This is a genomic window from Pedobacter gandavensis (assembly GCF_032678465.1).
In the GTDB taxonomy this organism is placed as follows: Bacteria; Bacteroidota; Bacteroidia; order Sphingobacteriales; family Sphingobacteriaceae; genus Pedobacter; species Pedobacter gandavensis_B.
The window spans coordinates 382,038-408,163 of record NZ_JAVTSK010000002.1; the positions used below are offsets into that span (position 1 = coordinate 382,038).

24 protein-coding genes and 1 tRNA gene are annotated in these 26,126 nt (G+C 37.9%); 14 read left to right on the top strand and 11 right to left on the bottom strand.

The genetic code is table 11. From position 1 onward, the window contains the following. Positions 1-39 precede the first annotated feature (39 nt). From R2Q94_RS04690 to R2Q94_RS04710, 5 genes are all read left to right on the top strand, one after another. Positions 40-720, top strand: coding sequence for a response regulator transcription factor (locus R2Q94_RS04690; protein WP_316820285.1), 681 nt, complete (start codon positions 40-42; stop codon positions 718-720). Next, entirely contained in the window at positions 717-2,084 is a 1,368-nt protein-coding gene (locus R2Q94_RS04695; RefSeq protein WP_316820286.1) for a HAMP domain-containing sensor histidine kinase, read from the top strand. The genes R2Q94_RS04690 and R2Q94_RS04695 overlap by 4 nt, the downstream gene beginning before the upstream one ends. A gap of 228 nt (positions 2,085-2,312) precedes the next feature. Continuing rightward, entirely contained in the window at positions 2,313-2,483 is a 171-nt protein-coding gene (locus tag R2Q94_RS04700) for a hypothetical protein (RefSeq protein WP_316820287.1), read from the top strand. Between the two features lie 43 nt (positions 2,484-2,526). After that, on the top strand, positions 2,527-5,214 hold the full coding sequence (gene mgtA / locus R2Q94_RS04705) for a magnesium-translocating P-type ATPase (RefSeq protein WP_316820288.1): 2,688 nt from the start codon (positions 2,527-2,529) through the stop codon (positions 5,212-5,214). 48 nt (positions 5,215-5,262) lie between these two features. After that, positions 5,263-5,970, top strand: coding sequence for a hypothetical protein (locus tag R2Q94_RS04710; RefSeq protein WP_316820289.1), 708 nt, complete (start codon positions 5,263-5,265; stop codon positions 5,968-5,970). Between the two features lie 381 nt (positions 5,971-6,351). Here R2Q94_RS04710 and R2Q94_RS04715 read toward each other — a convergent pair whose 3' ends face one another. From R2Q94_RS04715 to R2Q94_RS04730, 4 genes are all read right to left on the bottom strand, one after another. Further along, positions 6,352-6,726 carry a hypothetical protein gene (locus R2Q94_RS04715; protein ID WP_316820290.1) on the bottom strand — a complete coding sequence of 125 codons (375 nt, stop codon included), beginning with the start codon at positions 6,724-6,726 and terminating at the stop codon, positions 6,352-6,354. Positions 6,727-7,020: 294 nt separating this feature from the next. Further along, on the bottom strand, positions 7,021-7,200 hold the full coding sequence (locus tag R2Q94_RS04720) for a hypothetical protein (RefSeq protein WP_316820291.1): 180 nt from the start codon (positions 7,198-7,200) through the stop codon (positions 7,021-7,023). A gap of 23 nt (positions 7,201-7,223) precedes the next feature. Next, entirely contained in the window at positions 7,224-7,415 is a 192-nt protein-coding gene (locus R2Q94_RS04725) for a hypothetical protein (RefSeq protein WP_316820292.1), read from the bottom strand. A 201-nt stretch (positions 7,416-7,616) separates the two neighbouring features. After that, positions 7,617-8,144, bottom strand: a complete 528-nt coding sequence (locus R2Q94_RS04730) for a DUF6705 family protein (protein WP_316820293.1) — start codon at positions 8,142-8,144, stop codon at positions 7,617-7,619. 148 nt (positions 8,145-8,292) lie between these two features. Between R2Q94_RS04730 and R2Q94_RS04735 the strand changes: the two genes are divergently transcribed. The 4 genes from R2Q94_RS04735 to R2Q94_RS04750 all read left to right on the top strand — a co-directional run bounded on the left by R2Q94_RS04735 (position 8,293) and on the right by R2Q94_RS04750 (position 12,948). Then, on the top strand, positions 8,293-8,607 hold the full coding sequence (locus R2Q94_RS04735; protein WP_316820294.1) for a transposase: 315 nt from the start codon (positions 8,293-8,295) through the stop codon (positions 8,605-8,607). A 32-nt stretch (positions 8,608-8,639) separates the two neighbouring features. Continuing rightward, positions 8,640-8,924 (top strand): IS3 family transposase, encoded by a 285-nt coding sequence (locus tag R2Q94_RS04740; protein ID WP_316820295.1) that lies wholly within the window; start codon positions 8,640-8,642, stop codon positions 8,922-8,924. 466 nt (positions 8,925-9,390) lie between these two features. After that, a complete protein-coding gene (locus tag R2Q94_RS04745) occupies positions 9,391-10,386 on the top strand; it encodes an ATP-binding protein (protein ID WP_316820296.1) in 996 nt (331 codons plus the stop codon). Between the two features lie 18 nt (positions 10,387-10,404). Then, entirely contained in the window at positions 10,405-12,948 is a 2,544-nt protein-coding gene (locus R2Q94_RS04750) for a S8 family peptidase (RefSeq protein WP_316820297.1), read from the top strand. A 56-nt stretch (positions 12,949-13,004) separates the two neighbouring features. Here R2Q94_RS04750 and R2Q94_RS04755 read toward each other — a convergent pair whose 3' ends face one another. Then, positions 13,005-13,889: a hypothetical protein gene (locus R2Q94_RS04755; protein WP_316820298.1), complete on the bottom strand. Its 885-nt coding sequence runs from the start codon at positions 13,887-13,889 to the stop codon at positions 13,005-13,007. An 852-nt stretch (positions 13,890-14,741) separates the two neighbouring features. Here R2Q94_RS04755 and R2Q94_RS04760 point away from each other — a divergent pair. Both R2Q94_RS04760 and R2Q94_RS04765 read left to right on the top strand, forming a co-directional pair. After that, entirely contained in the window at positions 14,742-15,767 is a 1,026-nt protein-coding gene (locus tag R2Q94_RS04760; protein ID WP_316820299.1) for a hypothetical protein, read from the top strand. 1 nt (position 15,768) lies between these two features. Beyond that, a complete protein-coding gene (locus R2Q94_RS04765) occupies positions 15,769-16,704 on the top strand; it encodes an STING domain-containing protein (RefSeq protein ID WP_316820300.1) in 936 nt (311 codons plus the stop codon). Between the two features lie 288 nt (positions 16,705-16,992). On the opposite strand, the gene R2Q94_RS04770 is transcribed toward R2Q94_RS04765, so the two are convergent. Continuing rightward, the gene (locus R2Q94_RS04770) at positions 16,993-17,547 is read right to left on the bottom strand and encodes an Arm DNA-binding domain-containing protein (RefSeq protein WP_316820301.1); all 555 of its coding nucleotides are present in this window, start codon (positions 17,545-17,547) and stop codon (positions 16,993-16,995) included. Positions 17,548-17,791: 244 nt separating this feature from the next. Continuing rightward, positions 17,792-17,867, bottom strand: a tRNA-Lys gene (locus R2Q94_RS04775). 462 nt (positions 17,868-18,329) lie between these two features. Between R2Q94_RS04775 and R2Q94_RS04780 the strand changes: the two genes are divergently transcribed. Continuing rightward, a complete protein-coding gene (locus R2Q94_RS04780) occupies positions 18,330-19,139 on the top strand; it encodes a DUF6266 family protein (protein WP_316820302.1) in 810 nt (269 codons plus the stop codon). Positions 19,140-19,220: 81 nt separating this feature from the next. Here the strand turns inward: R2Q94_RS04780 and bioB are convergent, their stop codons facing one another. Continuing rightward, complete coding sequence (bioB, locus tag R2Q94_RS04785) at positions 19,221-20,210, bottom strand: biotin synthase BioB (RefSeq protein ID WP_316820303.1); 990 nt, start codon at positions 20,208-20,210, stop codon at positions 19,221-19,223. 40 nt (positions 20,211-20,250) lie between these two features. Continuing rightward, positions 20,251-20,862, bottom strand: a complete 612-nt coding sequence (locus tag R2Q94_RS04790) for a hypothetical protein (RefSeq protein ID WP_316820304.1) — start codon at positions 20,860-20,862, stop codon at positions 20,251-20,253. A gap of 66 nt (positions 20,863-20,928) precedes the next feature. On the opposite strand from R2Q94_RS04790, the gene R2Q94_RS04795 reads away from it, so the two are divergent. After that, complete coding sequence (locus R2Q94_RS04795) at positions 20,929-22,413, top strand: PLP-dependent aminotransferase family protein (RefSeq protein WP_316820305.1); 1,485 nt, start codon at positions 20,929-20,931, stop codon at positions 22,411-22,413. 24 nt (positions 22,414-22,437) lie between these two features. Here R2Q94_RS04795 and R2Q94_RS04800 read toward each other — a convergent pair whose 3' ends face one another. Beyond that, positions 22,438-23,154 carry a hypothetical protein gene (locus R2Q94_RS04800; protein WP_316820306.1) on the bottom strand — a complete coding sequence of 239 codons (717 nt, stop codon included), beginning with the start codon at positions 23,152-23,154 and terminating at the stop codon, positions 22,438-22,440. A 123-nt stretch (positions 23,155-23,277) separates the two neighbouring features. Between R2Q94_RS04800 and R2Q94_RS04805 the strand changes: the two genes are divergently transcribed. Next, positions 23,278-23,985 carry a DNA alkylation repair protein gene (locus R2Q94_RS04805; RefSeq protein ID WP_316820307.1) on the top strand — a complete coding sequence of 236 codons (708 nt, stop codon included), beginning with the start codon at positions 23,278-23,280 and terminating at the stop codon, positions 23,983-23,985. Between the two features lie 6 nt (positions 23,986-23,991). On the opposite strand, the gene R2Q94_RS04810 is transcribed toward R2Q94_RS04805, so the two are convergent. Continuing rightward, the gene (locus tag R2Q94_RS04810) at positions 23,992-26,124 is read right to left on the bottom strand and encodes an outer membrane beta-barrel family protein (RefSeq protein WP_316820308.1); all 2,133 of its coding nucleotides are present in this window, start codon (positions 26,122-26,124) and stop codon (positions 23,992-23,994) included. Positions 26,125-26,126 lie beyond the last annotated feature (2 nt).

The window sequence follows — 26,126 nt, forward strand, 5'->3', positions numbered from 1 at the left end:
GTTAATTGGATAGGTGTTACCTTTACCAAAGAGATAATTATGGAAATACTGGTTATAGAAGATGAACAAAGAGTTGCAGGGCTGATCCAACGGGGACTGGAGGAACAGGAATTTAAGGTAACCCTTGCCTTTGACGGAGAGATGGGAAAAAAACTGGCCCTCACCAAAACCTATGACCTAATCATTACAGACATCATTCTGCCTAAAATAAATGGACTGGATCTTTGCAAACAAATAAGGTCAGCACACCCTAACATTCCAATCATAATGCTCACCGCACTTGGAACAACTGACGACAAGGTGGAAGGCTTTGACGCCGGAGCCGACGATTATCTGGTAAAACCATTTGAATTGAGGGAACTTTATGTACGGATTCGTGCTTTGCTAAAAAGAAATAGCATTAAAGGCAAAAATCCGGGGTTTTTATTAAAATATGCCGATCTCGAGCTGAATAACCAAACAAAAGTAGTAACCCGATCCGGGACTGAAATTAATCTTACTCCAAAAGAACTAAAGCTACTGGAGTACATGATGCAAAATAGTGAACGTGTGCTATCCAGATCAGAAATCGCGGAGAAAGTATGGGATACACATTTCGATACAGGTACCAATTTTATTGATGTGTACATCAATTACCTCAGGAAGAAAATAGATAAGAATTTTCCTGGTAAACTGATCCATACGCGACCTGGCATGGGATTTATATTCAAATCAGAATGAAAATAGGTAATAAACTAACTTTGTTATTTACCGGGATCATTGCTGGGCTGCTCCTCATCTTCGCACTAGCAGTATATGTTTCCTATCATAAAAATAGACAAGAAGAATATTACAAAGAACTTGATAAAATTGCCATCACCAAAGCAAACCTCCTGCTTAATGCAAAAGTAGCACCCTCAGTATTACAGCTGATTTACCGAAATTCCCGAAACATCTTATTTGATGAAGAGGTCGCTATATATGACACCTCTTTTAACCTTCTTTATCACGATGCAGTGGAAATTGATAAGGTAAAGGAAACAAAAACAATGATTGATGAGATCATTAAAAAGAAACAAATCCAGTTTTATCAAGGTCAAATGCAGGTAATCGGGCTGATTTATCATCATAAAAGTGGTGATTATATCCTTACTGCTGCTGCTAAAGACAATTTCGGATATGCCAAACTCAATAATCTCAAATACACACTAATCATTAGTTACTTAATCAGTGTGATTTTTATTTATCTGTCGTGTTTGTTTTTCGCAAAAAGAGCTTTAAAACCTGTTTCTGATTTGGTAGATGAGGTTGATGAGATTACTGCGACTAACCTCGACCTTCGTATCAATGAAGGCAATGGAAAAGATGAAATCGCTGAGCTGGCCATCACTTTCAATGCAATGCTCAACCGACTGGAAAAATCATTTGATGCACAAAAAGAATTTGTTTCCAACATTTCTCATGAATTACGCACCCCACTTACTGCAATGCTTGCAGAGTTGCAACTCACCCTTAACAAGGAGCGGTCTAACGATCAGTACAGGGAATCAATTCATCAAGCCATATCTGATGCACAAAAGGTGGTAAAGCTGTCTAACAGCCTACTGGACATGGCGAAAGCAAATTACGATCGGACTGAAATCACCTTTAAAGAGTTAAGAATTGACGAGGTTTTGCTCGATGCCAGAAGTGATCTCTTAAATGCCCATCCAGGATATAAAACGAACATTATATTCGAAAAAGAAATTGAGGATGATGATTTTATATCCATAAAAGGCAATGAATACCTCCTCAAAGTAGCTTTCATCAATTTAATGGAAAATGGTTGCAAATTCTCAGCTGAGCAAGAATGTGCCGTGGCCATTACTTACCATAAAAACAAAACTATACTTCGGTTTCAGGATCACGGGATTGGAATACATCAAGAAGAATTATCCCAAATCTTCAGCCCTTTTTTCCGTGGGGAAAATAAGCACTTTACTGAAGGCAATGGCATTGGACTTTTCCTTGCAAAAAAGATCATAGATCTGCACCAGGGTACTATAGCTGTTGTGTCTCATGTTGGGGAAGGAACCATGTTTACACTTGAATTTATCCACGTCTGATCACAGACTTGTAATTCTAATGATTTTCTAATCATATTCTAAGACTCCTCTAACACCCCGGCAGGCCGGGGTTCTTTACATTTGTAGCACATTTAATAAACAGATCAATTAAAACCATAAATCAAATGGATACAGGTCCGAGTAGAAATCTTTTTTTGTTAAACCCTCCAGGTTAACCGGATCACCTTTTCTTAAGTAAGCCGGTTCATCCGGAACAATCTTTAAGAAATGAACACTTTTGAATTTACTTCCCGTCTTTTATTTGTCCTGATATGGGCTGTGTCTATCGGTACAGACCGCCACAAAGCAATTGGCAGACCTTTCTTTTTACCGCAACAACAACCTCCGCCCGCAATTAGCATTGCCTCCTGGAAAAAATGGTGTGCACAAAACTATTGAACTATAAAATTGAACAAGACATAAAGCTAAAATACGCATCGATATGATGACCAAAATCAAAAATATTCGTCAAAAATCAGTTTCAGGATTTGACGATACAGGAGCTACAAAACTTCAGCAAGTTGCCGCCGCAGAAAGTAACTTATACTATGCCATGCTTGAAAGTAGTACATCCGGGCTAAGCGCCGCAACTGTTGAAGAGAAAAGGAGAAATTTCGGATTAAACGAAATAGAACATGAAAAGGCACCAGCATGGTATACGCAGTTGTTTCAGGCATTTATAAACCCATTTATCGGCGTACTTGTGGTACTTGCCTGTGTTTCCCTGATTATTGATGTCTGGCTTGCTGAACCTGGAGAACGCGATTACAAAACAGTTATCGTTGTAAGTATCATGGTGATTCTTAGTTCTCTGCTCCGTTTCTGGCAGGAATACAGCAGTAATCGTTCAGCAGAACAGTTAAAAAACATGGTAAAAACTACCACTACTGTAGTGCGTAAAAATTCGGGTAAAGAGGAGGTCGATATCAAAAACCTGGTTCCAGGTGATCTAATCCTTTTAAGTGCAGGAGTCATGATCCCAGCTGATGTCCGTATTACCCAGTCTAAAGATTTATTTGTCAGTGAGGCTATACTTACGGGAGAATCCATGCCCCAGGAAAAAAGAGATCACCGCATTAAAGATGCAGGCGAAAAATCACCTCTTGAACTAGAAAACATTTGTTTCATGGGCACCAATGTAGTCAGCGGCTCAGCCACAGCCATTGTCGTTACTACAGGTAATCTTACTTACTTCGGCTCCATCGGAAAAGCAATAACTGGTAAACGGGCTGAAACCAGTTTTGATAAAGGTGTAAATAAAGTAAGCTGGCTTTTGATCCGCTTCATGATGGTGATGGTGCCCTTGGTCTTTTTGATCAATGGATTTACAAAAGGCGACTGGTTTGACGCTTTACTATTTGGTGTTGCGGTAGCTGTAGGCTTAACACCAGAAATGCTACCCATGATCGTTACCGCCAATCTTGCTAAAGGTGCAAAAAATATGAGCAAACGGAAGGTCATTGTTAAGCGTCTGAACGCCATTCAAAATATTGGCGCAATGGATATTCTCTGTACCGACAAAACAGGGACGCTGACTATGGATAAAATCATCCTGGAGCGACATCTGAATGTATTCGGTGAGGAAGATGATGAAGTTTTAAAATGGGCTTATTTCAACAGTTATCATCAAACAGGGTTAAAGAATCTTTTAGATGTTGCCGTTCTGGAACATGCTGAGCTACATGATTTCCTTAAGGTAGAGACACATTACAAAAAGATCGACGAAATTCCATTCGACTTTCAACGTAGAAGAATGAGTGTAATTCTGGAACAGAAAAATGGGAAACACCTGCTGATCTGCAAAGGTGCTGTAGAAGAAATGTTGCCATTGTGCAGTCATGCTTTTGACCCGGGAGAAGACCACCAATTACACATTGAAAATGATGTGATTGTGCCCATGGATACTGCAATGCATAAAGTCATTTTGAATACTTCCAGGAAATTGAATGAAGATGGCTTAAGGGTATTGCTTGTTGCTATAAAAGAATATGACGAGCGTCCGCTAACTTACTCCGTAGCAGATGAAAATAAAATGGTATTAACTGGTTTTATAGGTTTTTTAGATCCTGCAAAATCTTCAGCCAAACCTGCAATTGAGGGCCTTCAAAAACTTGGAGTGTCCATAAAGGTACTTACTGGAGATAATGATATTGTCACTAAAAAGATTTGCAGGGATGTAGGAATTCCAATTCATCATGTATTATTAGGTGGAGAAATTGAGCATCTTAGTGATAAAGAGCTTTCTTCAAAATTTGATGAAACGAGCATTTTTGCAAAACTAAGTCCTATCCAGAAATCAAGAATAGTTAAGTTACTGCAGCTTAAGGGGCATACAGTAGGTTTTATGGGCGATGGCATTAATGATGCATCAGCGTTGAGAGATGCTGATGTAGGTATCTCTGTAGATACAGCCGTTGACATCGCCAAAGAAAGCGCAGACATTATTTTACTTGAGAAAGATCTGATGGTACTACGAAAAGGGGTTATCTATGGACGGAGGACTTTTGGGAATATCATCAAATACATAAAAATGACTGCGAGCAGTAATTTTGGTAATATGTTCAGCATGATAGGGGCAAGTGCTTTATTACCATTCTTACCCATGTTACCCATTCATTTACTAATACAAAACCTGCTGTATGATATCTCCCAGATCTCTATTCCCTGGGACAGAATGGATGAGGAATTTTTAGAAAAGCCACAGAAATGGGATGCAAGTGGTATTAGTAGATTCATGATTTTCATAGGTCCGATCAGTTCAATTTTTGATTATGCCACCTTTGCTGTGATGTATTTTTTCTTTAAGGCGAATACTGTTGAACATCAGACCCTTTTCCAGACAGGTTGGTTTGTGGAGGGGTTACTTTCACAAACATTGATAGTCCACATGATCCGTACACGCAAAATACCGTTTATTCAAAGCTGGGCAACTGCTCCGGTTGTGGCGCTCACCTCGCTAATCATGGTAATTGGAATTGCATTTCCATTTACTCCATTTGCAGGTGCTTTAAAACTACAGCCTTTACCACTAAGCTATTTCCCATGGCTAATAGGGATCCTGGTCAGTTATTGTCTGCTTACGCAATTTGTAAAAGGTTTTTTCATTAAAAAATTTAATCAATGGCTATAGTGATATCGCGAATAAATTAAGCCTGATTAAAAAAATAACGGAAATAAAATGAAATTAATTTATGTTTTGGGAGGGGTGCCGGCAATTCTTTGCTGTTTCAGTTGCAAAAGTGTACATACAATCACTCAACTGCCGGCTGATACCTATTTTATATTGACAAAAAAATATTCAATTCTGGACAGCGGATTGGTACAGCACTTATCAGGGAAAAAGATCATTGCAGACGTCATGCAATACGATAGCATTTTAAGTGTTTTTCCACAGGATACCAGGTTGAAACCCTTAAAAGTTACACTGAAAGACAATAAAGAACTGACGATGTTCAGGTATACCTTTGATATTGATATTTTAACCATACCATTTAAAGTCAGGCCTTCGGTGAGAGGTTTTCCCGGGCAACTGAATCCGAACTTTAGTGCTGCTTTGTATTTTGGCCGGCGCAGGGATAATTATAGCGTAAGAAGGCTCAGATCTAACCATTCCTCAAAACTGAAATTCAGTGGAGTCGGTTATGGATATGGGGCATTCATCGGGATTGGATCAGTGACTATGAATCCCTTTGTTACCCGACAAAAGATTGATTATGAGTATGATGGCTTTGTCTTCAACAGTGGTGTAGCGGGTATTTATGATGCGAAAAAATTCAATATTGGGCTAGCCTTTGGAGCAGACTTTTTGATGGATAAGAATAGAAAAGATTGGATCTACCAAAGTAAACCTTGGTTTGGTTTATTGTTCGGTATTAACCTGAATTAATTATCAAAGAAATAATTTAATCGCCCAGAATTCTACTTGATCCATTATTGTTTTTTGAAAAACGCTTTTTAAACACGAAAGGCGCAATTTCTTGCGCCTTTCGTGATCCCGCTTGGATAATAATACACTGATTTAAGGTTCACTAAATAAGTGAAGTATGAATAATATTTAATCGTCATTTCAATATGGACACCAAATTAGTCACCAGTTGTTTCGAGACTGTTTGATCAATTGTAAAGGCCGATGGTTATTTTCTGATATGTATAAAAGTAATTAAGTTACATGAATAATTCTCATAAAGTATTTCGAGCATCATAACTGTTGATATGCTTTTTTAAGTGATTTGAATCAGAATCTGGGACTTTTGATGAGTAACAGTTTTCAAACTGTCCGCCAGATGACATCCTCTAGGAGTTTTGTAAACAGCATTGGCATCAGATAAAAGAGAACTGAGGTCGCCATTGACCTTAATGACTCCCCGAATGACGCACCTTTTTTGTAATTCGTTTTAGCTGCAAATGCTATCATCAGAAAAGTCGGGTCAAATTTTGCATTGGCAATGCGCTCTTTAACATCGCCACCAGTCACACCTATTTTATGAACAATTTCCTGGTTTTCTTTAAAGAGAGGATGATCCGATAAACTACGAAGTATATATATTGTACCACTTTCGAGATCATCTTCACTATTTTCACCGGAAAAGAGAGGTCCGGCATTATTTTCAGTGATAAACCTGCTGGTTTCATCTTTATACATTGCGCGGATAAGAGACCTCAGTAAAATGTTGCTTTCCGTGCCGTTAGCGTAAATAACCCGCAGTCGGGCATCCTCTTCACCATTTGGAGCTTTTAGTTTTTCCCCTTTTTCGGCTATATAAGAAATGAGGCCGCCTCCAATAAGAAATTGCCCTTTTTGGAGTGTCGTTTTAGTAAAGCCAGCATCCTTTTTAAATTGAACTACTTTCCGATATCCTTGGCTATTTCATCGGCGGCTTTTTTCTCTGCGCGGGGATTTCCGTGTTTAAAATATGTAATAGAATTTTCTTCATTTTCATCCAGACCCACGTTCCCCAGGGTGGTGGATTTCATTATCAATAAAGTAAAAAATAGAAGACCAAACCGTTCCCTGGTATCTGCCAAAGATGGTAATCTGTTCTCCGAATCTTTCTTCAGGAATCTGTTCCCAATAGGTATTGATCTTTTCCGTTGCCTCATCCCATAATTTCAGCAATTGTTCTTCTCGGTAGCAATTTCCTATATTCCTGGGGTACCAATGCCTAAAAGTTCCATGAACATTCCGGAGAAAGTACGCATATCTCCAATAGAATATTCGAAAAGATCCTTTTCCGGAAAGGCCTCAATGGTTCTTCGGGTTAAATTGCGGTGTCCTTGCCAATGTGCCAGTAATTCTGTTCGGCTGATGACTTGTGTGGTGCTTGTATTCATGGTTTATTTTTTTAGATGGTGATCAATTAATAAGACAAATCTAAAATGGAGGGATGACAAAAGTAGGTCAGGAGATTTTACAGCCCATAAAATAAAAGCAAAAACCCGAAATACTGGAGAAAGCCATTTCTTTACTGAATAAGCTGAGAGTTCCTGGTTTTTAAACAAGAGTGGTAAGGTCTAGTTAATTTTTACCCTATGCTATTCAACTTTATTCAAGATAATGTTAAGATCATGAGGGACCTTTTCAGCACTAAGCTTTCCAGATTTAGTGCCAAGTTCGCTAAGGGATTGGCGCCTTTTTTCACTTTTTAGTTTGAAAAGTATTTTACCCGGATTCTCATTCACGAAATTTAAAGTACCATGCCTTAATTCTTTTCGGGTCAGATCTTTAAATGAAAAATTCAGCGAATCGTTCTCTTTTGTAAGTGTTCCTGTCAAACCAGCATGTTTTATGCTATTAGAATTGTCTAATTGATCAACTACTATTTTACCATCCTTAATAAAACGATACCAACCAGCGATCACATAGAAGTTATCACCTGCTTTCCATTTTTTTAAGATCAAAGTATAAGTCGTGTTTTTAGATTTCCACTCCCATGTACCAACAAACTTATCCATTCGAACTAGATCAAGATCTCTTTTTGGATCGAAGGTTTTTGTCTGCTGTGCCTGTGCATAGTTGAGTATTAAAAATAAAACTCCAAAAAATATGATTTTCTTTTTCATGTCTATTTACATTTAGTAGTGGTTAATTGATTGTTTTCGTAACGGAGTGTGTTAAATGTTCCACTCGTATCTTTGTTTAATAAGGTTTTGGAGTCGCTACATTTGAGTGGACACCAAGTTAAGGGAATTTGATAACTTAACAGAAATTATGTCAAGAGAAAGAAAAGCATACCCTAAAGAGTTCAAGATGATAAGTTTTGAACTGAGTAACACCCGCACAAATCTGAGTGCCCTTGCCAAAGAACTAGATGTTAGTCCTGCGTTGTTGTACCGCTGGCGGAAAGAATTTTCGAGTAAACAAGGTAGTGGCTTTCCTGGGAACGGTAAAGTTATTCTCAGCGCAGCTGAGCAAGAACTAGCTCTACTGAAGAAAGAATTACGAGAAACACAGATGGAGCGTGACATGTTAAAAAAGGCTATCAGCATCTTCTCCAAGGGCGACAACAAATATTCAGGTTCATAAAGAATCATAGCAAGATATTTTTAGTTGGGAAGATGTGTTCAGTATTTAGAGTAAGTAGAGCTGGATTTTACAAATGGACCATCAGTAGTCCATCGAATAGAAGTATTGAAAATCAAATGATTGAAGCTGAGGTGTTACAGGATTTTGAAAACAGCAAAAAGATATATGGCAGTCTCAGAATTACCTTGGAGCTCCGTAAAAAAGCGATTAGGATTTCCAGGCCAAGGGTTGCCAGAATCATGCGAAAAGCAAAGCTGAGAAGCATTGTGAAGAAGAAATTTAAAGTTACAACAGACAAAAGACTTACAATCATTTGATTTGTAAGGATTTAAGTCTTTTTGATGCTTTTGTTTGTGATCCCGCTGGGATTCGAACCTAGCCCAAAGATCAGCCTTTAAATAGTATTTAGTACGGTTTTTAAATTCGACTCACCGAATCGCTCACCATTTATTTTGTACGTTTTTGCTGCAAATGCTGTAATGTAAATATAATCTTTAAAGGGTAAAATATTAGATAAGCTGATAGCCTTCTAACTTCTTTTTTCGGATATGACAAATCAGCGTAGATTTGTCAGGGCTCTTTTGTTGTAACTAGATTAATTATTTATATTAAGATGGCCGTGCTTTATACTAATTAAATTGATTAAACTCCAATTCTTGATCAAATAATCTCAACTATACAACACTTAAGTCTCGAAATTAACTTAATAAATCTGAGAGATTGATCTGGTTTAAATTGTATTATGTGTATTTTAGTCGGCAATAGTCAATAAACTAAAAATAAATGAATCAGGATTTAATGTTACGTCTTTTCAGAACTATAGAAGGTGATGCAGCAGATGACATCATAAAAGTTGCTGGGGTAATTATTGATTCTGAACGCCAAAAGGGGCACAATAAGCTGGCTGATAGGCTTGATTCGATACTGAAACGGAATATTCATTCCACACAGTCACTTAAAGGGGAACTGAATAGCATATTTGGATCTAATATATCAATCCCTCTCGATAAAAGAAATAATGTACCTCTTGCAGTTGAATTAAAACGTGATGAACTACGTCATGAAATGATTTTATCATCGGAAATTGAAGCTAAAATTAGCCGTATAGAAAAGGAATTTGTCGCTAGGGAACGTTTAGCCCATTTTGGCTTAAAACCAAGGAAAAGAATTTTGTTATATGGTGGCCCTGGCTGTGGAAAGAGTATGACTGCAGAAAGAATTGCTTGGAACATTGGGTTGCCATTCTTGAAAGTAAGATTTGAAGCAATTATATCTTCCTATTTAGGAGAATCAGCAACAAATCTTACGAACATTTTTACCGCGGTTGAGAATTATCCTTGTGTACTGCTTTTAGATGAATTTGACTTTATTGCCAAATCCAGAGAGGGAAAGCAGGATGTCGGCGAAATGCATCGGGTGGTAAATATCTTATTGAATGTTTTGGAGGATTATAATGGTCAGGGAATAATTATAGCAACAACAAATCTAGAAGGGACCCTAGATAAGGCTTTGTTCCGACGCTTTGACGATATTATTGAAATACCCAAGCCAGGAAGATATGAAATAGCTAAGATTTTGAAATCTACATTAGCATCTATTAAAGCTTCGAAAACAATTTCTTGGGACAAATTTGCTGTAGAGTTGGATGGATATTCAAGCGCTCTTATAGTCAAAATTGCTAATGATGCAGCTAAGTTGGCGGTTATAGCAGGAAGAAGCAGTATTGAACAATTTGATTTGATGAATTCACTAGAAGAAAATAGACACTATTATAAATAGTTACAAATAACGCTCCTTATGGCTAAATTTCCGCATCTACCGTTAAAGTCTATCTTAGATGGGAGCTATAAATTTAAAGGATTTCCTGGAGCTGCCAAAAGTTATAGAACTCTTCAAAACTTAAAAAATCGTGAAGCACATGGCTCTCTATTACAGAGTATGGTTGACAATGTTCAAAGCTTCAATCAGGATATTATAGTATGGAGACGAGAACAAGGTTTACCAGATCTGCCTAACGAATCAATAGTTCCGATCTTGATCAAAGTGGATCCTAATGGATTTAATATTGAAGGTCTGAAGGGGTTTGGGGTGGAGATTATCGCTGAAGAAGGAGCAGGCTTTATTCTTGGAGCCAGCGTCGATCAATTTACCTCTCTACGCGATAAAATCGAAAAATTTAAAAATTCAGAAAATCAGGGAACCGCACAAATATGGGAAATCATTCAGGGTAATCAATGGAGGCCAGAATACATTCTTTCAGAAGATTTATGTATTAAGTGGCATTCGGGTATTGTAGATGCTGAGATTATTATAGTCGATATTTCTATTGCCTGCTATATCAAGAAGTCTGTACAGCCGTCTAAAAAAGCTGGGGGTAATGACAAATCTTTTAAGAAGAGTTTAGCGCGTTGGTATGATGGATCCTTACTTATTGATGCAGAGCGAGAGAGGTTGATGATGGAGAGGCAGGATCAGGTACAGACGTTTATCGAATTGGGTGGAGGTAGTATACTTGGAAGTTTTGTGGAGTTTCCAGATAGTTTTGGCTTTAGAGCTGAACTTAGTGGACTTGCCTTGAAAGATATTATACTAAATTATCAATATGTCTTTGAGATAGCAGAACACATTGAAGTTGATAATAATGTGCTTATACATGAAGACTATGGAGAACTCGATATTAATATTGTGGCTCCTGAAATTGGTAGCCCAAAAATATGTGTTATTGATAGTGGGATCCAAGAACACCATCTATTGATTGCCCCTGCAATGCTGCTGGATCGATCTATAAACTTTGTGCCTAATGAAACTACTACTACTACTACAGACACAGTTCCAAATGGTGGCCATGGCACGAAGGTGGCTGGAGCAATCTTATATGGTGGTATTATTCCGCGAACAGGAAATTTTCAAGCACCATTTTTCCTTGCTAATGCGAGGGTATTGAACGCTGATAAAGCAATGTCTAGTTCACTATTTCAACCAGCGCTTATGTGTGAAATTGCGGATCATTACTCGGATATAAATATCTTTAACCTCTCAATTAATGCATGGGGACCTTGTAGGATCAAGCATATGTCTCAATGGGCTTCGGCTTTAGATTCTATCTCTCACCATCAAGAAAAGATATTTGTGGTATCAGCAGGCAATCTTGAAGGAGAAAGTTTACGAGTAAATAGTCCCGGAATTAAAAATCACCTAAGCGCAGGAAGAACTTATCCAAGTTATTTGTTAGAAAAGTCATCTAGGATTGCAGATCCAGCACAAAGTTTATTTGCCATTACAGTGGGATCAGCATGCATTGACGAGTTTTCGGATCCTGATCGAATCTCTTTTGGTAAAAAAGATTACCCCTCGTCATTTTCTAGATCTGGTCTTGGGATGTGGGGCGCAATTAAACCAGAACTGGTAGAGTATGGGGGTGATTGGATTAAAGAAAGGGCGGGCAACAACTTAACCCTTCACTCTTCAACTACCCCTGAACTAGTGAAAACTGGTATGTATGGGGTTGGTAATGTTGACATCGGAATATCTTTTTGTGCCCCAAAAGTAGCTCATATTTTGGCTTCACTTGAAAAACTTTTTCCTAAAGAAAGTGTATTATTTCATAAGGCTTTGCTCATTCAGTCTGCTAGATTACCCGAAATTATTTGGGCTAAACCCGAGATACGGCATTTACAATATTTCGGGTATGGTATACCAAACCTCGATCGTGCTATTGATAATACTCCCCATCGGATTACCTTTACTGAAGTAGGTAAGATTGCCCCTAAAAAGGCTAAAATATTCTCAGTTAAAATACCAGAAGAGCTAAGAAAGCAAGGCGAAGCATATGATATACTGATCGAAGTATCTCTTTGCTTTACTGCGGAACCAAGGAGGACACGTAAGTATTTAAAATCCTATTTGTCTGCCTGGATAACTTGGGAATCTAGCAAGTTAGGACAAAGTTCTACAGCTTTCCAAAATGATGTTTTAAAAGAACTTGAAGATGTTGAGCAAGATGATGAAATAGAGGAGCCTGAGGACCCATCGTCAATACGCTGGGCAATTTGGAGCAATTCGAAATGGGGTAAAATAAAAGATGTAAAGCGTCAGGGAAGTGCTAATCAAAAAGATTGGACTATACTAAAATCATATCAATTACCTTCAGAACTATCATTCGCTGTCATTGGTCACAAGGGATGGGAAGATAACCTTCAAAAAGAAGTACCCTATGCTTTCGTGGTTACGTTCGAAATTATAAAAGCAGAGATTGAAATATATGAAATTATGCAAAAAGTCAATATGGAAATCCCTATAACTGCACAACAACAACAACAACAACAAGTTGAGGTTAGGTAGAGTTAATTTATTGTAATTATCTTAAAGATTCACTGACTCCAAGAAAATTTTTATGATTATTGATCTTGCGTCTTCCCAAAAAAAAATATGCGAATCTTTTGCATTACACTTAATCTTTTAGGGACAATCGGTACTATCTGTCTATTTGAAAATATTTTCTGTTGAGTCATTGTAAATGGTATTAACAAGGGGGGTGTTTTTTTATTTTCTTCTTCTTGTTGCTGTAGAATAGCCTTTGTTTTTGAAAGTGCTTCATCTCTTTCCCTTAATTCCCGTTCTGTTTCCGCGATTTCTTTTTTTCTTTCATTGAAGTACTTACGGAAATTGGGATTATGTAGTGACATGGCAGGTTGTGACATTTCAAAGAATCGAGTGATTTGAGTCTGTAATTTGTAAAGGTCATTTGTGTACTTAATCGCTTTATTCAGATTGATTTCAATGGCCGCAATATTCTTTACGCGGTAATACTCCTGTTTTGATCTATGAACTTTGTTTTTCCAGTGTAGCTCTATTGCTAAGTAAGAACCTACAGCGTAGTCAAATTTATTCTCCTTTGCTATTCTAGCATACAAATCAGGTATGTATTTTCCATTTTCAAGACGATATTCAATTTTCACCTCTGAGAAAATCAAATAATCCTCTTTACCCCACATTCTTATAAGCAGCTTTTTTAGATCAAAGACCGTTTTTTTTGATAAATCGTGTTCCAGACTTTCGCCACCACCAGAGTTCTCATTACCTCCTGCTCCAACTTTAAAAGCAAAATGAGGAGTAATTTTTGTTGAACTTACTTTGGCAATCATCGGAGTAAGGTACCATAACGAATAGTATTCCCGTTTTTCCCATATGCCAGGGTTCTTTGAGTTCATTCCGGCATGAACATCGTAGATGGAGATCATTTCACTACCTAATGAATCTTCCACATGTGCTAAATACTTCATCCTTTATTTCATTCTAAATTATAACCAAACGGGGTATTTCCAGTATAGTTTCTCCGTAAGATACGTTTCATATCTGTATTTATATGGATTATGTAGTTTTGAAGATGGAGGGAGAGCCAGAAAATCCAGGTTATTGACAGGATTTTAGATTATTTTTTATGCTGCGCATGTGAATGCTCTTGACTTTCCAGCTTGTGATCTTTTACTTGTTCTTTTTTTTCAATTGATTATATTCAATACTTAGAAAGTATTTTTATTTTTTGATTGAAAAAAATCAAATCAAGATGTCTTCTACGGAAGCGATGTTTTTTAGTGTGAATTTCTGCGAGTCATCTTAAGTGTGGTGTCATTATATAATCTATGTCACTGACATAGGTTGAAGATTGCGTGTCATGACATATTAACTGTAGAATATTTTTCAATTAAAAAAAACGTTAATTTCTTTCTATTTCATAAATGGGCATCAAATTCCTCAATATCCGAGATGAAACCCGATTTATGTTTAAGATTCATGTCTTTTCTTAAAACAACAACTTTTATTCCAATTTTTAGCATCTATAATAGGTGGATCAAATAAACTGACAGAAATACCTTCTGGCTATCTTATTGCTTAAATAAATCTGGTGAGCCTGCAGAAATTTGCCGATGGATGCAGGCTTTACCTATTGTATTTTAGTATCAGGAGGCTAATCAGCTAACTAATACAATATCTGTATGACTGCCGCAAAGGTAAAAATAGTTTTGATAGTTCAAAATATTATTAAATAACGGTCTTGTAATACTCCTGGTGCCGGATGTATTCTCTTATCACGTGATAGAATGGAGAAAAAAGTAATAATATAATTCAATACTATGGCAGAATTAAACTACCAAAAAAGATTACAAAATCTTCAAAACCGAAGATTTGACAAAGATTTAAATGAATCAGCATTATCTAAATCATTCACTACTTCTGATTTGCCTGAGAACATCAGATATATGGTGGAATCAATGCAGCCCATTGATAGCAAGTATAACGCAAAAACTATAACCGCTGCGACTAATGTACAAAAACATCTGGAAAGAGATCTAAACGTACATTTTAAGAGAGCTTATAAGACTCAGGGATCGGTAATGGCGGGTACCAATATTAAAGTTCATAGTGATATTGATTTGCTAACCGTAATTGACCGTTACTTCTATCTACAAGGTCAACCATTAGTACCTTATACTGAGTCAGATCCAAATTCTGATATTAAGGATCTAAGAAAACAAGCCGTTGATGTTCTGAAAAGGCAATATGATATCGTTGATAATACAGGGGATAAAAGTATTAGCATAGTTAATCAAAATTTAGGACGTAAAGTAGATATTGTCCCTTGTTTCTGGTATAAATCAGATAAATACAACGAAACAAATAATGAATATTATAAGGGAATTTATCTTTTTGATTTTCCGAAAGAAGCTAAACTTCTTGACTATCCATTTGCGACACTAAAGAATCTCAATTATAAAGGAGATTCTACAAATGACGGTTTTAGACGTGGGGTTAGATTACTTAAAACATTGAAAGCTGACTGTGACACAGAGCTTAAAACCCTTAAAAGCTTTCAATTGACGACTGTAGTTTATAGCATCAATGATATATCGTTAAACTATTATGCTGGCAATGATCCAAATATTGCAAAGGCGATTTCAATTGAGATGGAGAAACTTATAAATGATTCAGCCTATCGATGTTCGATTAAAAGTTCAAATGGAATGGAAAAGCCATTGGATAAAATTGGAATTGTTCCAGATCTAATTCGTTTAAAAGAGGATCTGGATGATTTAATAAAAGATTCTGATAATGATTTGAGAAATAGTTTGATTGTTAAACGTAATATTTTGACTTATTAATATGACTGATTTAAAGCCGAAAATTTTTATAGGATCTTCTAAAGGTGGTTACAAAGTAGCTGAAAAAGTTAAAGCATGTCTATCTAATGTGGGTCATTGTTTTTTATGGCAAGATGAAGGTGTGTGGGAGCCTAACAAAAGTACATTTGATAATTTGTTACGAATGGCCAGTTTTTTTGATTTTGGTGTATTTGTAGCCACTGCTGATGATGCTACTCTTACTAATGATAAAATCGTTATTGAGCCGAGAGATAATGTCATTTTAGAAATGGCACTTTTTCTGGGAGCATTAGGTAAGGATAAATCATTTCTACTGGTTGAAGAAGATATTAAATTACCTTCTGACTTCAATGGAATATATATGCCTCGTTTTAAAACTGGAGATGAGGAGAGTATTGAGGCAGGCTGTAGAGCTTTTGAAAGTAAGATAGCAGAACACTATAGATTAGGTCATTTAAGCCTATATCCTACAACAGCACTAGCAATAGGTTATTACAAAAATTTTATCGCTGGACTTGTAGATGGAGTACAAAATAACCCTGTTCTTGAGTACAATGGCGTTCGTTTCACGGATTTCAAATTGAAAGTCATTATTCCGGGTGATCTTCATGGAATGATAAGGGAAAAAGCGTCGCAGTTTTATAAGAAACATGGCTTTGTTGAAGACGCTGTGCAAACTAAGTTCAGAAAACATCCTGCATGGTTTCAATTAGATGCCAGCAATGCACCTCATGCTGTAATGTATGACATGCCTAGCACTTTAACGGGTGTTGATGATGCAATTGAAATGATTCTTCAAAAAGGATTTCAAGGTAGAACTAAGCTACAGGAGGTTATTGAGCAGCGTGAATTAAATAACTTTAGAAGGGTATTGCAAATGCAAATAGATAAGAGTCCATTTGCAAAAGCAATGGTCGAAATTGTTGACGAATTCTAAGTCTAATAAATTATGAGGGGCTAAATTTTAGTCTCTCATAATTTAATTTGGACTCTTTGAATCTGCTGTTGTAATGAATGTTAGTCCCAATTATTGATGGAACGTAACTAAATTCATCATTTAGTGATTTTAACCGGACCTCTAACTCAACCTTTGTTTTTGGAAATGGATATGAAATCCTTCCAAGACTTGTATGACAATAAAAACACGCTAACCCATAACACCACAAGGTTTTTGTGAGGTGGGTACAGAAAGGACTAAGATTTTGAAAAGAAGGAAATGGTTCAGTCATCTATCAGCATACTTTTTAAACTTTCGATTTCCGCATGCTGTCTGGCTAGTGTACCCTGCTGAAAGTTCTACTCTTTTTATGTCTATATCATCCAGCTCGTATTTGGAAAAGATAAACGCTGATAGGTGTTTTTCTAAGACCTTATAACGGTTAAATGTGCCTTGTACGTAACCTTTACCAACGAGAGACTGCATCTTTTCGTTTTGATCTTTGACAGCCTCTAGCAAAGTGTGTGAGCCATCCATTTTACCTAGATACCGGCATTTAATAGCCTCAGAAGTTATCCCGATACCAAAACTAACCAACTCCTGATGTGCCTGATAAACGGAATTTTGCAGTTGATCTAAATTGGAATTAAGCATTTTCACATCTTCTTTAGTTTCGATCAATCGGCTGGATCGCTTACTCCAACGGCTTGGGGTACAATCCCTGCTGGTCGCGATTTCTGCGCGTTTACCATCAACCGTAATTCTCATGTAAATAGGGGTGTTGCCGCTGATGTAGTTCTTTTGCTTTTTCAGATAAAAAAGCAGGCTGAAGTTCGTTTTCATCATTTAATGATTAAGGGTGAAACAAAAATAGCTTTGCAGTTTAACGCTTACAAGATGTTCGGTTTGTAACTGCCTGTTCACTAGTTGAATATGTGGCATTCGGTGAGTAGGGCGAATTTTCCAAATGACTCACCGAATCGCTCAATTTTTTATGAGAATCGGTGCAAGTTTTGGTACCCACATAAAAGTAAAAAGGCCGTTAATCATGCGATTAACAGCCTTTTGTACGTTTTGATTTTGAATCTGGTGATCCCGCTGGGATTCGAACCCAGGACCACTACATTAAAAGTGTAATGCTCTACCAGCTGAGCTACGGAATCATTTATGTTCCCTTGTTTCGGGATTGCAAAGATAGAAAAAAATATTAAAAAACAATTATCTAAACATAAAATTATCGTAATTAACCAGAATCACCACTCTTTAAACCTTGTTTTTTGTGATTATCTCTTTGATAGTCAGTTTTTTGTTTTCCTTCTTAAAATTAAGAAAAAATAAACCAGGCATGTAAAAAAAGAACAGAATTCATATTTATTTTTTAAACTTTCCATAAGTTAATTAGTTCCTTCACTGGGGATACATATGCTGTTCTAAATAATATAATAAGTCATTAATAGATATCAAATAGGTAGTTGATAGGTCATTATTAGGTCTAAATGACCTAATAAATATAAATTAAAGACCTAAATAATATGAATTAAATTTATTATTTGCCTATACTCATATCGAAATCATTCCGTATCTTACAAATACAAAATCTTGAATATCAATTAAAAAACGCGCTTATGGGTAAGTTAAATAATGGGCTGTTTGGAGGATTTAGTGGGCGGGTAGGCAATCTGGTCGGTTATATGTTAAATGGTAAGCCTGTGATCAGGTTAATTGGACATAGTACCAAGAAGCTGACCCCTGCAAGGAAAGCAAACTGCCAGAAAATGACTGTTGTAAACTCTTTTTTAAGGTCAAACATGACCTTTATCAGGAATGGCTTTAGGCTAATTACTGCAGGAACAGATCAAAATTTCTACAATGCAGCGGTTTCTTATAATAAAAAACACGCGGTAAAAGGTGAGTATCCAAACCTTAATATGGATTATAGCAAAGCTATGGTCAGCATGGGAAGTTTGTTAAAAGCAGGAAAAACGGAAATTTCGCAACATGAAGATGGTGTCGAATTTAATTGGGAAGTTCCGGCAGACCTACCTTGGTTGAATAGAAACGATCGGGCAATGTTACTTATTCACTTTCCTGACGCGGATGTTTCTACTTATGTATTAAGTGGATCCAGACGTCATGTGGGTAAGGAGGTCGTTGCTATCGATCCGAATCTCGCAAATAGCCGCATGGAGGCATACATTTCCTTTATCAATGAAGATGCAACTGAGATTTCAGACAGTGTATATGCTGGATCTTTGAATATAAAATCCATTGAACCCGAAAATGTCGAGGAAGAAACTCTGGAGAAACCAGCTGAAATCAGAGAAAAAACCAATAAAATAAATCAACATAAAAAAGCGACTGCAAAACAAGTGTTCAAAACACCAGTTCGCAAAAAACTAAAGCAACAGCTCAGTGGTTTTCCAGCACCCTCTTGAACAGAAAAGACACCTCTGTTTTAATGGAAATTTGAGATTTTGAAAAAAAGAGAGCAGGAAAAACCCGCTCCCCTGGAGGTATTATGCTTTAACCGCAGTAGCTCTGTCTTTTTGCATCGGTGTTAAACCTAACAATTCAAACATTTTACGGTCGTCGTCTAGTTTAGGATTCGGTGTCACCAACATTTCCTCACTTTCGCTCGTGAAAATAGAATTTGCACCGGCCATGAAACACCAGCTTTGCTCTTCTGTAGTCATTTCGGCACGCCCTGCGCTCAATCTCACCATCGATTTTGGCATTAAAATTCTGGCAGTCGCAATCATTCTCACCATTTCCCAGGTATCAACTTTTGGTAAATCCGCTAGAGGCGTTCCTTTTACCCTGGCTAGTGCATTTACAGGTACAGATTCTGGATGTTGTTCCAGGTTAGATAAGGTATGAAGCATACGAATTCTATCCTCATGTGTCTCTCCAAGGCCGATAATTCCACCTGAACACACAGAAATTCCTGCTTTTCGAACATTCTTCAAGGTAGATAAACGGTCGTCGTATGTTCTGGTATTGATGATCTCCTGATAATACTCTTTTGAGGTATCCAGGTTATGGTTGTAGGCATGTAATCCTGCTTCCTGTAACCTTTCAGCCTGTGCTTCATTGATCATTCCTAAAGTACAGCAAACTTCCAGGCCAATTTCATTCACGCCTTTTACCATTTCAATGATTTTATCAAAATCACGGTTGTCGCGCACTTCACGCCATGCTGCAGCCATACAGAAACGGGAAGAACCTGCATCTTTAGCTCTTTGTGCAATGGCTACTACATCATCTTTGTCCATCAAGGCCTTTACCGTAATTCCAGTATGGTATCTGGCTGCCTGACCGCAGTAAGAACAATCTTCAGGACATCCGCCTGTTTTTACTGAAAGTAGGGTGCAAACCTGGACCTCGCCAGCCTTATGGTATTCCCTGTGCACAGTTGCAGCCTGGTAAACCAGTTCCAATAAAGGCTGGTGATAAATGTTTTCTATTTCCTGGATAGACCAGTCATTTCGTATGGTTGTATTAATCATTTGATATCTTGTTTTGTTGGTTGTCGATAGGAAGGTTGGGTTAAGCAGATATGGTATTGGAAAGATCAGCTATCCAGTTGTGGTAAAGCCGGCTTTCTATGGCAATGATTTCTTTCGCATGATCCTCCCATGCAGGAGAGAAAGTTTTAAGCTGTACAATCATTTCCTCCAAATGGCCCTGTTCTTCTAAAATGATAGAACGAACACTCACTTTACTGTTGTTTTTACTTAAAACATCTTGATAAACGGGATAAATTTCGTCTGCACGTACTTCAATGGCATAAGTAACCAATAAGTAGGCGGCAAATTTTAACGAAGACCCATGGAGTTGCAAGGTGTTTTTTAAATAACGACTGGTCAGCAAATCCAGTTTGTTTAAATAGTATTTGCTGCTATATGGCGCCAACAGGTAGTCCGGTTCATAAGTAGGGCAGGCCGCTGCATTTAAACGGGAAATTTGTTTTTTCAAATAGAAAGCATGACGGTGTTCTTCGGCCGCATGTTTTAAGACCATGTAAGTCGATGTTTCCGGCTGTTCGTTGGCAGAGATCTTTCTAGCCCCTATATTTTCCTGTAAGGAGAGGGTGTTGAGGAAACGCGCATGCACTTCATCATTGTTCACTATCTGTTGCAGCAATTCTTCTAGTTCCATTGATTTCATTTGTTTTGCCAAAAGTATTACCTTGCCGGATAGTTAATAGGTACCAGTTTTAAGTTTATGAGTAGTCCGGTTCAAATTCCCTTTCAAAGTGTAATCCGTATCGATCGTTTATTAGATCGTCCGGTATACCTTCAGATCGCACATCAAATGATCAATGCCATCCAGCGTGGGGTGCTTTTACCTGGGGTACAGTTACCCGGGACAAGAAGTCTGGCCATTGATCTGGAAGTCCACCGGAAGACCATAATTGCAGCTTATGATGAGCTGGATGCCCAGGGCTGGACAGAAATCAGACCCAATAAAGGGACTTTTGTAAGTAGTAAAGGGCCACAAGAGCATACCGAATTACAAACTTACGATGAAAAATTCCTGACCAGCTATCCTTCAGAAACCGGCTATCGTTTTAAAAAAAGCATTCTTTTAGACGTACTTCCTGTAGCAGCTTCGTCCAGACTCGAATTTAATGACGGCTTGCCCGATATCAGGCTTTTACCACTCGAAAGGTTGTCGAAAGTTTACGGCGGAATTTTAAAAAGTAAAACCAATTACAAGCATTTTGGCTATTCTCATGTAGAAGGCAATGAATATTTTAGAGAAACTCTGGCCCAATACCTCAACAATACCAGAGGTTTACATAACAATAAAAACAACATCCTGACAACCAGAGGTATTCATATGAGTATTTATATGGCTTCGAGTATGTTGATCGAGCCGGGTGATTTGGTGATTGTAGGCGACTTAAGCTACTATCTTGCCAATATGTGCTTTCAGCAATCTGGAGGGAAGATCATCTCTGTACCAGTGGATGCAGAGGGGATATCGGTAGAAGCGATCCGGGAACTTTGTAAAACGAAGAAAATAAGGATGTTGTATTTAACTCCACATCACCATTATCCAACTACCGTTACCCTTAGTGCGGAAAGAAGGGTGGAGTTGTTACAATTGGCTCAACAGCACGGTTTTATCATCCTTGAAGATGATTACGACTACGATTTTCACTATAATGGAAATTCAGTATTGCCCCTGGCAAGTGCAGATACCAATGGGATGGTTGTATATATAGGTTCTTTCTGTAAGTCGCTGGCACCAGGTTTTAGATCAGGATACCTGATCGCTCCCGAAAACCTGATTTCTGAAATGGCGAAATTCCGCAGATTGGTAGACCGGCAAGGTGACATGTTAATGGAACAGGCGCTCGCAGAATTGTTGGAAGAAAAAGAAATCCAGCGACACCTTAAAAAGGCTGTGAAAATTTATCAGGAAAGGAGAGACGTGTTTACCGGTCTCCTGCAAAAGGAACTTGGAGAAGAGCTGAGCTTTGCTTCGCCACCCGGCGGATTATCGGTCTGGACAAAATGGAATCCTCAACTCAACCTGATGAGGATTAGTAAAAATTGTTTGAAAAGAAACTTGCATTTGCCTCAGGAATTGTTGTATCAGACAGAGAATTTTACCGCAATGAGGTTGGGTTTTGGAAATTTGAGTACACAGGAACTGGAAGAAGCGGTGCATATCTTATCACTAGCGGTTAAGGAATCTTAAATTCTATCCATAGAGACAGAGGATTTAGGTCCTGATTTTTTGGATCAACTGTCGGATGGAAACCAGATGACCAAATAAGACAATGGGAACGATAAAAGTGGGAAGCCAAACAAATGGGAAATTGGGCAAAGCAATATTTGGCTGTTCAAATGAGAACTTTTGAAAAGGCGAAAGGGCAGAGAACAGCGCAATAAATACGATATTAATCAGGAGCGCCAGACAAATGAAATTCCAGATCAACAGGCCCCAGGATCTTAACTTTCCTTCCTTTAGTCCATACCAGGCCATTATAGGAGCAGTAATTCCAGCGAAAATGTCAAAGTTTCTGCCTTCAAATGTCATGATTTCTGGAACTACCTTATTTAAAAATAAAAGATAAAGTCCAATTTCAACAGGAATGCGCACAATATTTAGATGAGTTAGCCTATTTAAAGGCAGACTATCCATGAAGTTTCTGCCCTTGGCACTTACAAATAAGAATACAATAGTGAGTAACATCGGTAGAATCCCAAACAACATTATTTTTGGAGGAATACTAAGGGTATCGCTGTTATAAATGTTATTCAAAGCTAAAATGGCCTGAAGGGTAAGCCATATGGATAGTGAAATGGTAATGAGACCAGCTCTTTTCTGAATGGTGCCATCATGGGATCCGCTTAACACCCATTGAAACAACCCGAATGTTAAAAGGGTGGTTAAAATAAAGAAAATAGGTAGGTAAATGGGTAAATTTTCCAGCATGATGAGGCATTTTAGCGTAAGGCCAATATAATCATTCTATGATTGCGCTGAGCTTTGAATAGAATTTATCTTTAAATTCGTAGAAAAGAACTAAGAAATCAAATAACCGAAAAACATATCCGTATGACTGTAGATGAAATTATGGAGGAGTTGAAAGCTAAAGGCTCAGAACAAATCAAAAATATTTTATTAAAACATGGCGTAAAGGAGCCGTTTTTTGGCGTTCGGGTAGGAGACATGAAGCCCATACAGAAAAAGCTAAAAATGGATTATCAGCTGGCAAAAGACCTTTATGCCACTGGCAATGCCGATGCCATGTACCTTGCGGGTTTAATTGCCGATGATAAAAAGATGACCAAAGCGGATTTACAGCTTTGGGTAGAACAGGCGCTTTCTAATAATATTAGTGAGTATACCGTTCCCTGGGTAGCTGCTGGTAGCCCTTTTGGATGGGAATTGGCACTGGACTGGATCAATGATAAAAAAGAATATATTGTTGCTGCAGGATGGGCAACGCTAGGTAATCTGGTGGCATTGATTCCAGATGATGACTTGGATGTTCGGGTATTAAAAGGCTTGCTGGAGAGAGTTCAAAAGGAGATACCAACAGCCGCAAACCGTGTAAAATATCAAATGAATGGCTTTGTGATTTCGGTAGGTGCCTATGTAACAACCTTAACTGCTGAAGCAATTAAGGTTGCAAGTGATATGGGCGTCGTTACGATGGATATGAATGGTACCTCCTGTAAAGTTCCTGATGCGGAGGCTTATATTTTGAAAATAAAAGATAAAGGGAAAATCGGACAAAAGAAGAAAACAGTGAAGTGTTAATCCGCATTAATTTCTGTTCCCGGTTTTTGCCTGGCGGACAGCCTGTCCTTCCTTATTGTTAAACTTATACATGAAACTGATGCGATAACGACCTGCATTTGGATTGTTGGTTTGATGAAGTAAATAATTACTGCCAGTAGTGCTGGTCCTAAATTGACGGGAATTTAAGATATTGCTGCCATCAAGGACCAGGCTTGCACGATCTTTAAACAAGTTTTTACTAATTCCAAGGTCTAATGTATGGACCGCGGATGTGTTGCTTTGCGCAGTTTTTTGTGCGCCGATGAAATTATAACGTCCTTGAAAAGCAAATCGCATTGGCAGTTTGACTTGCATACTCATGCGACCAGTCAGCATTTCTCCAGAAAAATCAAAATCCTGATCCAGATAAAATCCATCCTGTTTAAAGGAATAAAGGTTCATTTCTGCACTTAGTTGTAAGGAGGAGATCGGTTGGTACTGTAGGGAAAGTTCCATTCCTTTTCGGCTTTCCTGGTTGATGTTAACGGGAGTCGTGATGAAGGTATTTCCTCCACGTAAATAGGTGTAATCCTGAATGGGATTTGAAATAGACTGATAATATAAAGATGGATTGAAGGTGACTTTTTGCCAACGCCTTAAAAAGCCCAGTTCAAACACATTGGCGTAAGAAGGGTTTAGGTTTGGATTTCCCATGTATTGGGCATTGAAATCTGTAATTTCATTAAAAGGGTATAACAAATACAACGAAGGCCTGTCGATTCTTTTACTATAACTCAGCTGTAAGGTTGCAGCCTCTTTAAATTGATAGCCCAGATGAACAGTTGGAAATAAACGATTGTAATTTTTTTCATGGTCAAAACGCTGATCCCGGTCCTCAATGTTGACTTTAGTTAACTCCGTTCTAAGTCCAAGTAAATAGGAGAATTTTTGCCATTTACTGCTGAATTGCGCATAGCCGCTGCTAATCAGTTCTTTGTAGTCCAGTTTGTTGTCGATTTGATCCAGGATTATCCATTTGTTATCGAGTTGCTGTTCAGCCAGATAATCACTGCTGACCGTCCTGTTTTCTACTTTTAAACCAAACTCAAAGGCAGAACTTTGATTCACTGGTTGAACGAAGTCTGTCTGTAAAAGAAAATCCTTACTGGATCCGGCAGATCGGGTCCTGATCCCTGGAAGATTAAACTGCAAGGGTAGGATACTCCTGGTGTTCAGATCCCAGTCCTTTTCACTGTTCCAAAAGTCGTATTGAAGGTCTATACTAAACTTTTTGTTTGGGACAGTAAAAATTCGGGTATAATTGAATTCCAGCTGATTATAGGATCTTTTTTCTTTGGATTCCCCATTTCGGATTAACACGCTGTCGATACCCTGATTGTTGAAAGCATAGGTTAAATCGGTTTTATCATGGTCTTTCGTTGCATTTTTAAAGAAGGCAGCCGTTATGGTATTGTGTTCATTCAGGTAATAATCAGCGCCAAGATATAGAAGTTTTCCATCGTCATGGCGGTTTTCATGCTTGTGCTGCTGGTAAGATGATACAGACTCATTCGGACGGTTGATGATTTGTTCCGATCGGTACCTACCCACATAATCTGTATTTCTTATACCAAAAGTGGAGAATAAATTGATTTTATCCGATTTGTAATTTAGACTGGGATTTAATCGGAGATCGTTTGGAATGCCAGCAACCATTTTTACCTGACCATTAAAACCAGCCTTATTGTTTTTTTTAAGGATGATGTTAATGATTCCAGCTGCACCAGCTGCGTCATAACGTGCGGAAGGATTGGTGATGACTTCGATCCGGTCAATCTGATTGGCCGGGATCTGATCCAGGGCATTGGTTTGGGTTAAACCTGATTTACGGCCATTGATAAGGATCAATACACCACTGTTTCCTCTTAAACTAACCTGCCCTGTTGGACTCACCGCAACAGAAGGGAGATTGTTGAGGAGCTCATGCGCAGAACCATTTTGAGAAAGCAGGTCTTTGCCCACCACAAATATTTTCTTGTCTAATTTAAGACTGACTCCTGCCTTTTCTACAGTAATGGCCACTTCTTTTAAGGTGTCTACTTTTTGAATATTCGGTTGTTGTGCTGTAACCTTTAAAAAACAGCTGAGTAATAAGAAGAAAAATATCTGTAGTTTCATGT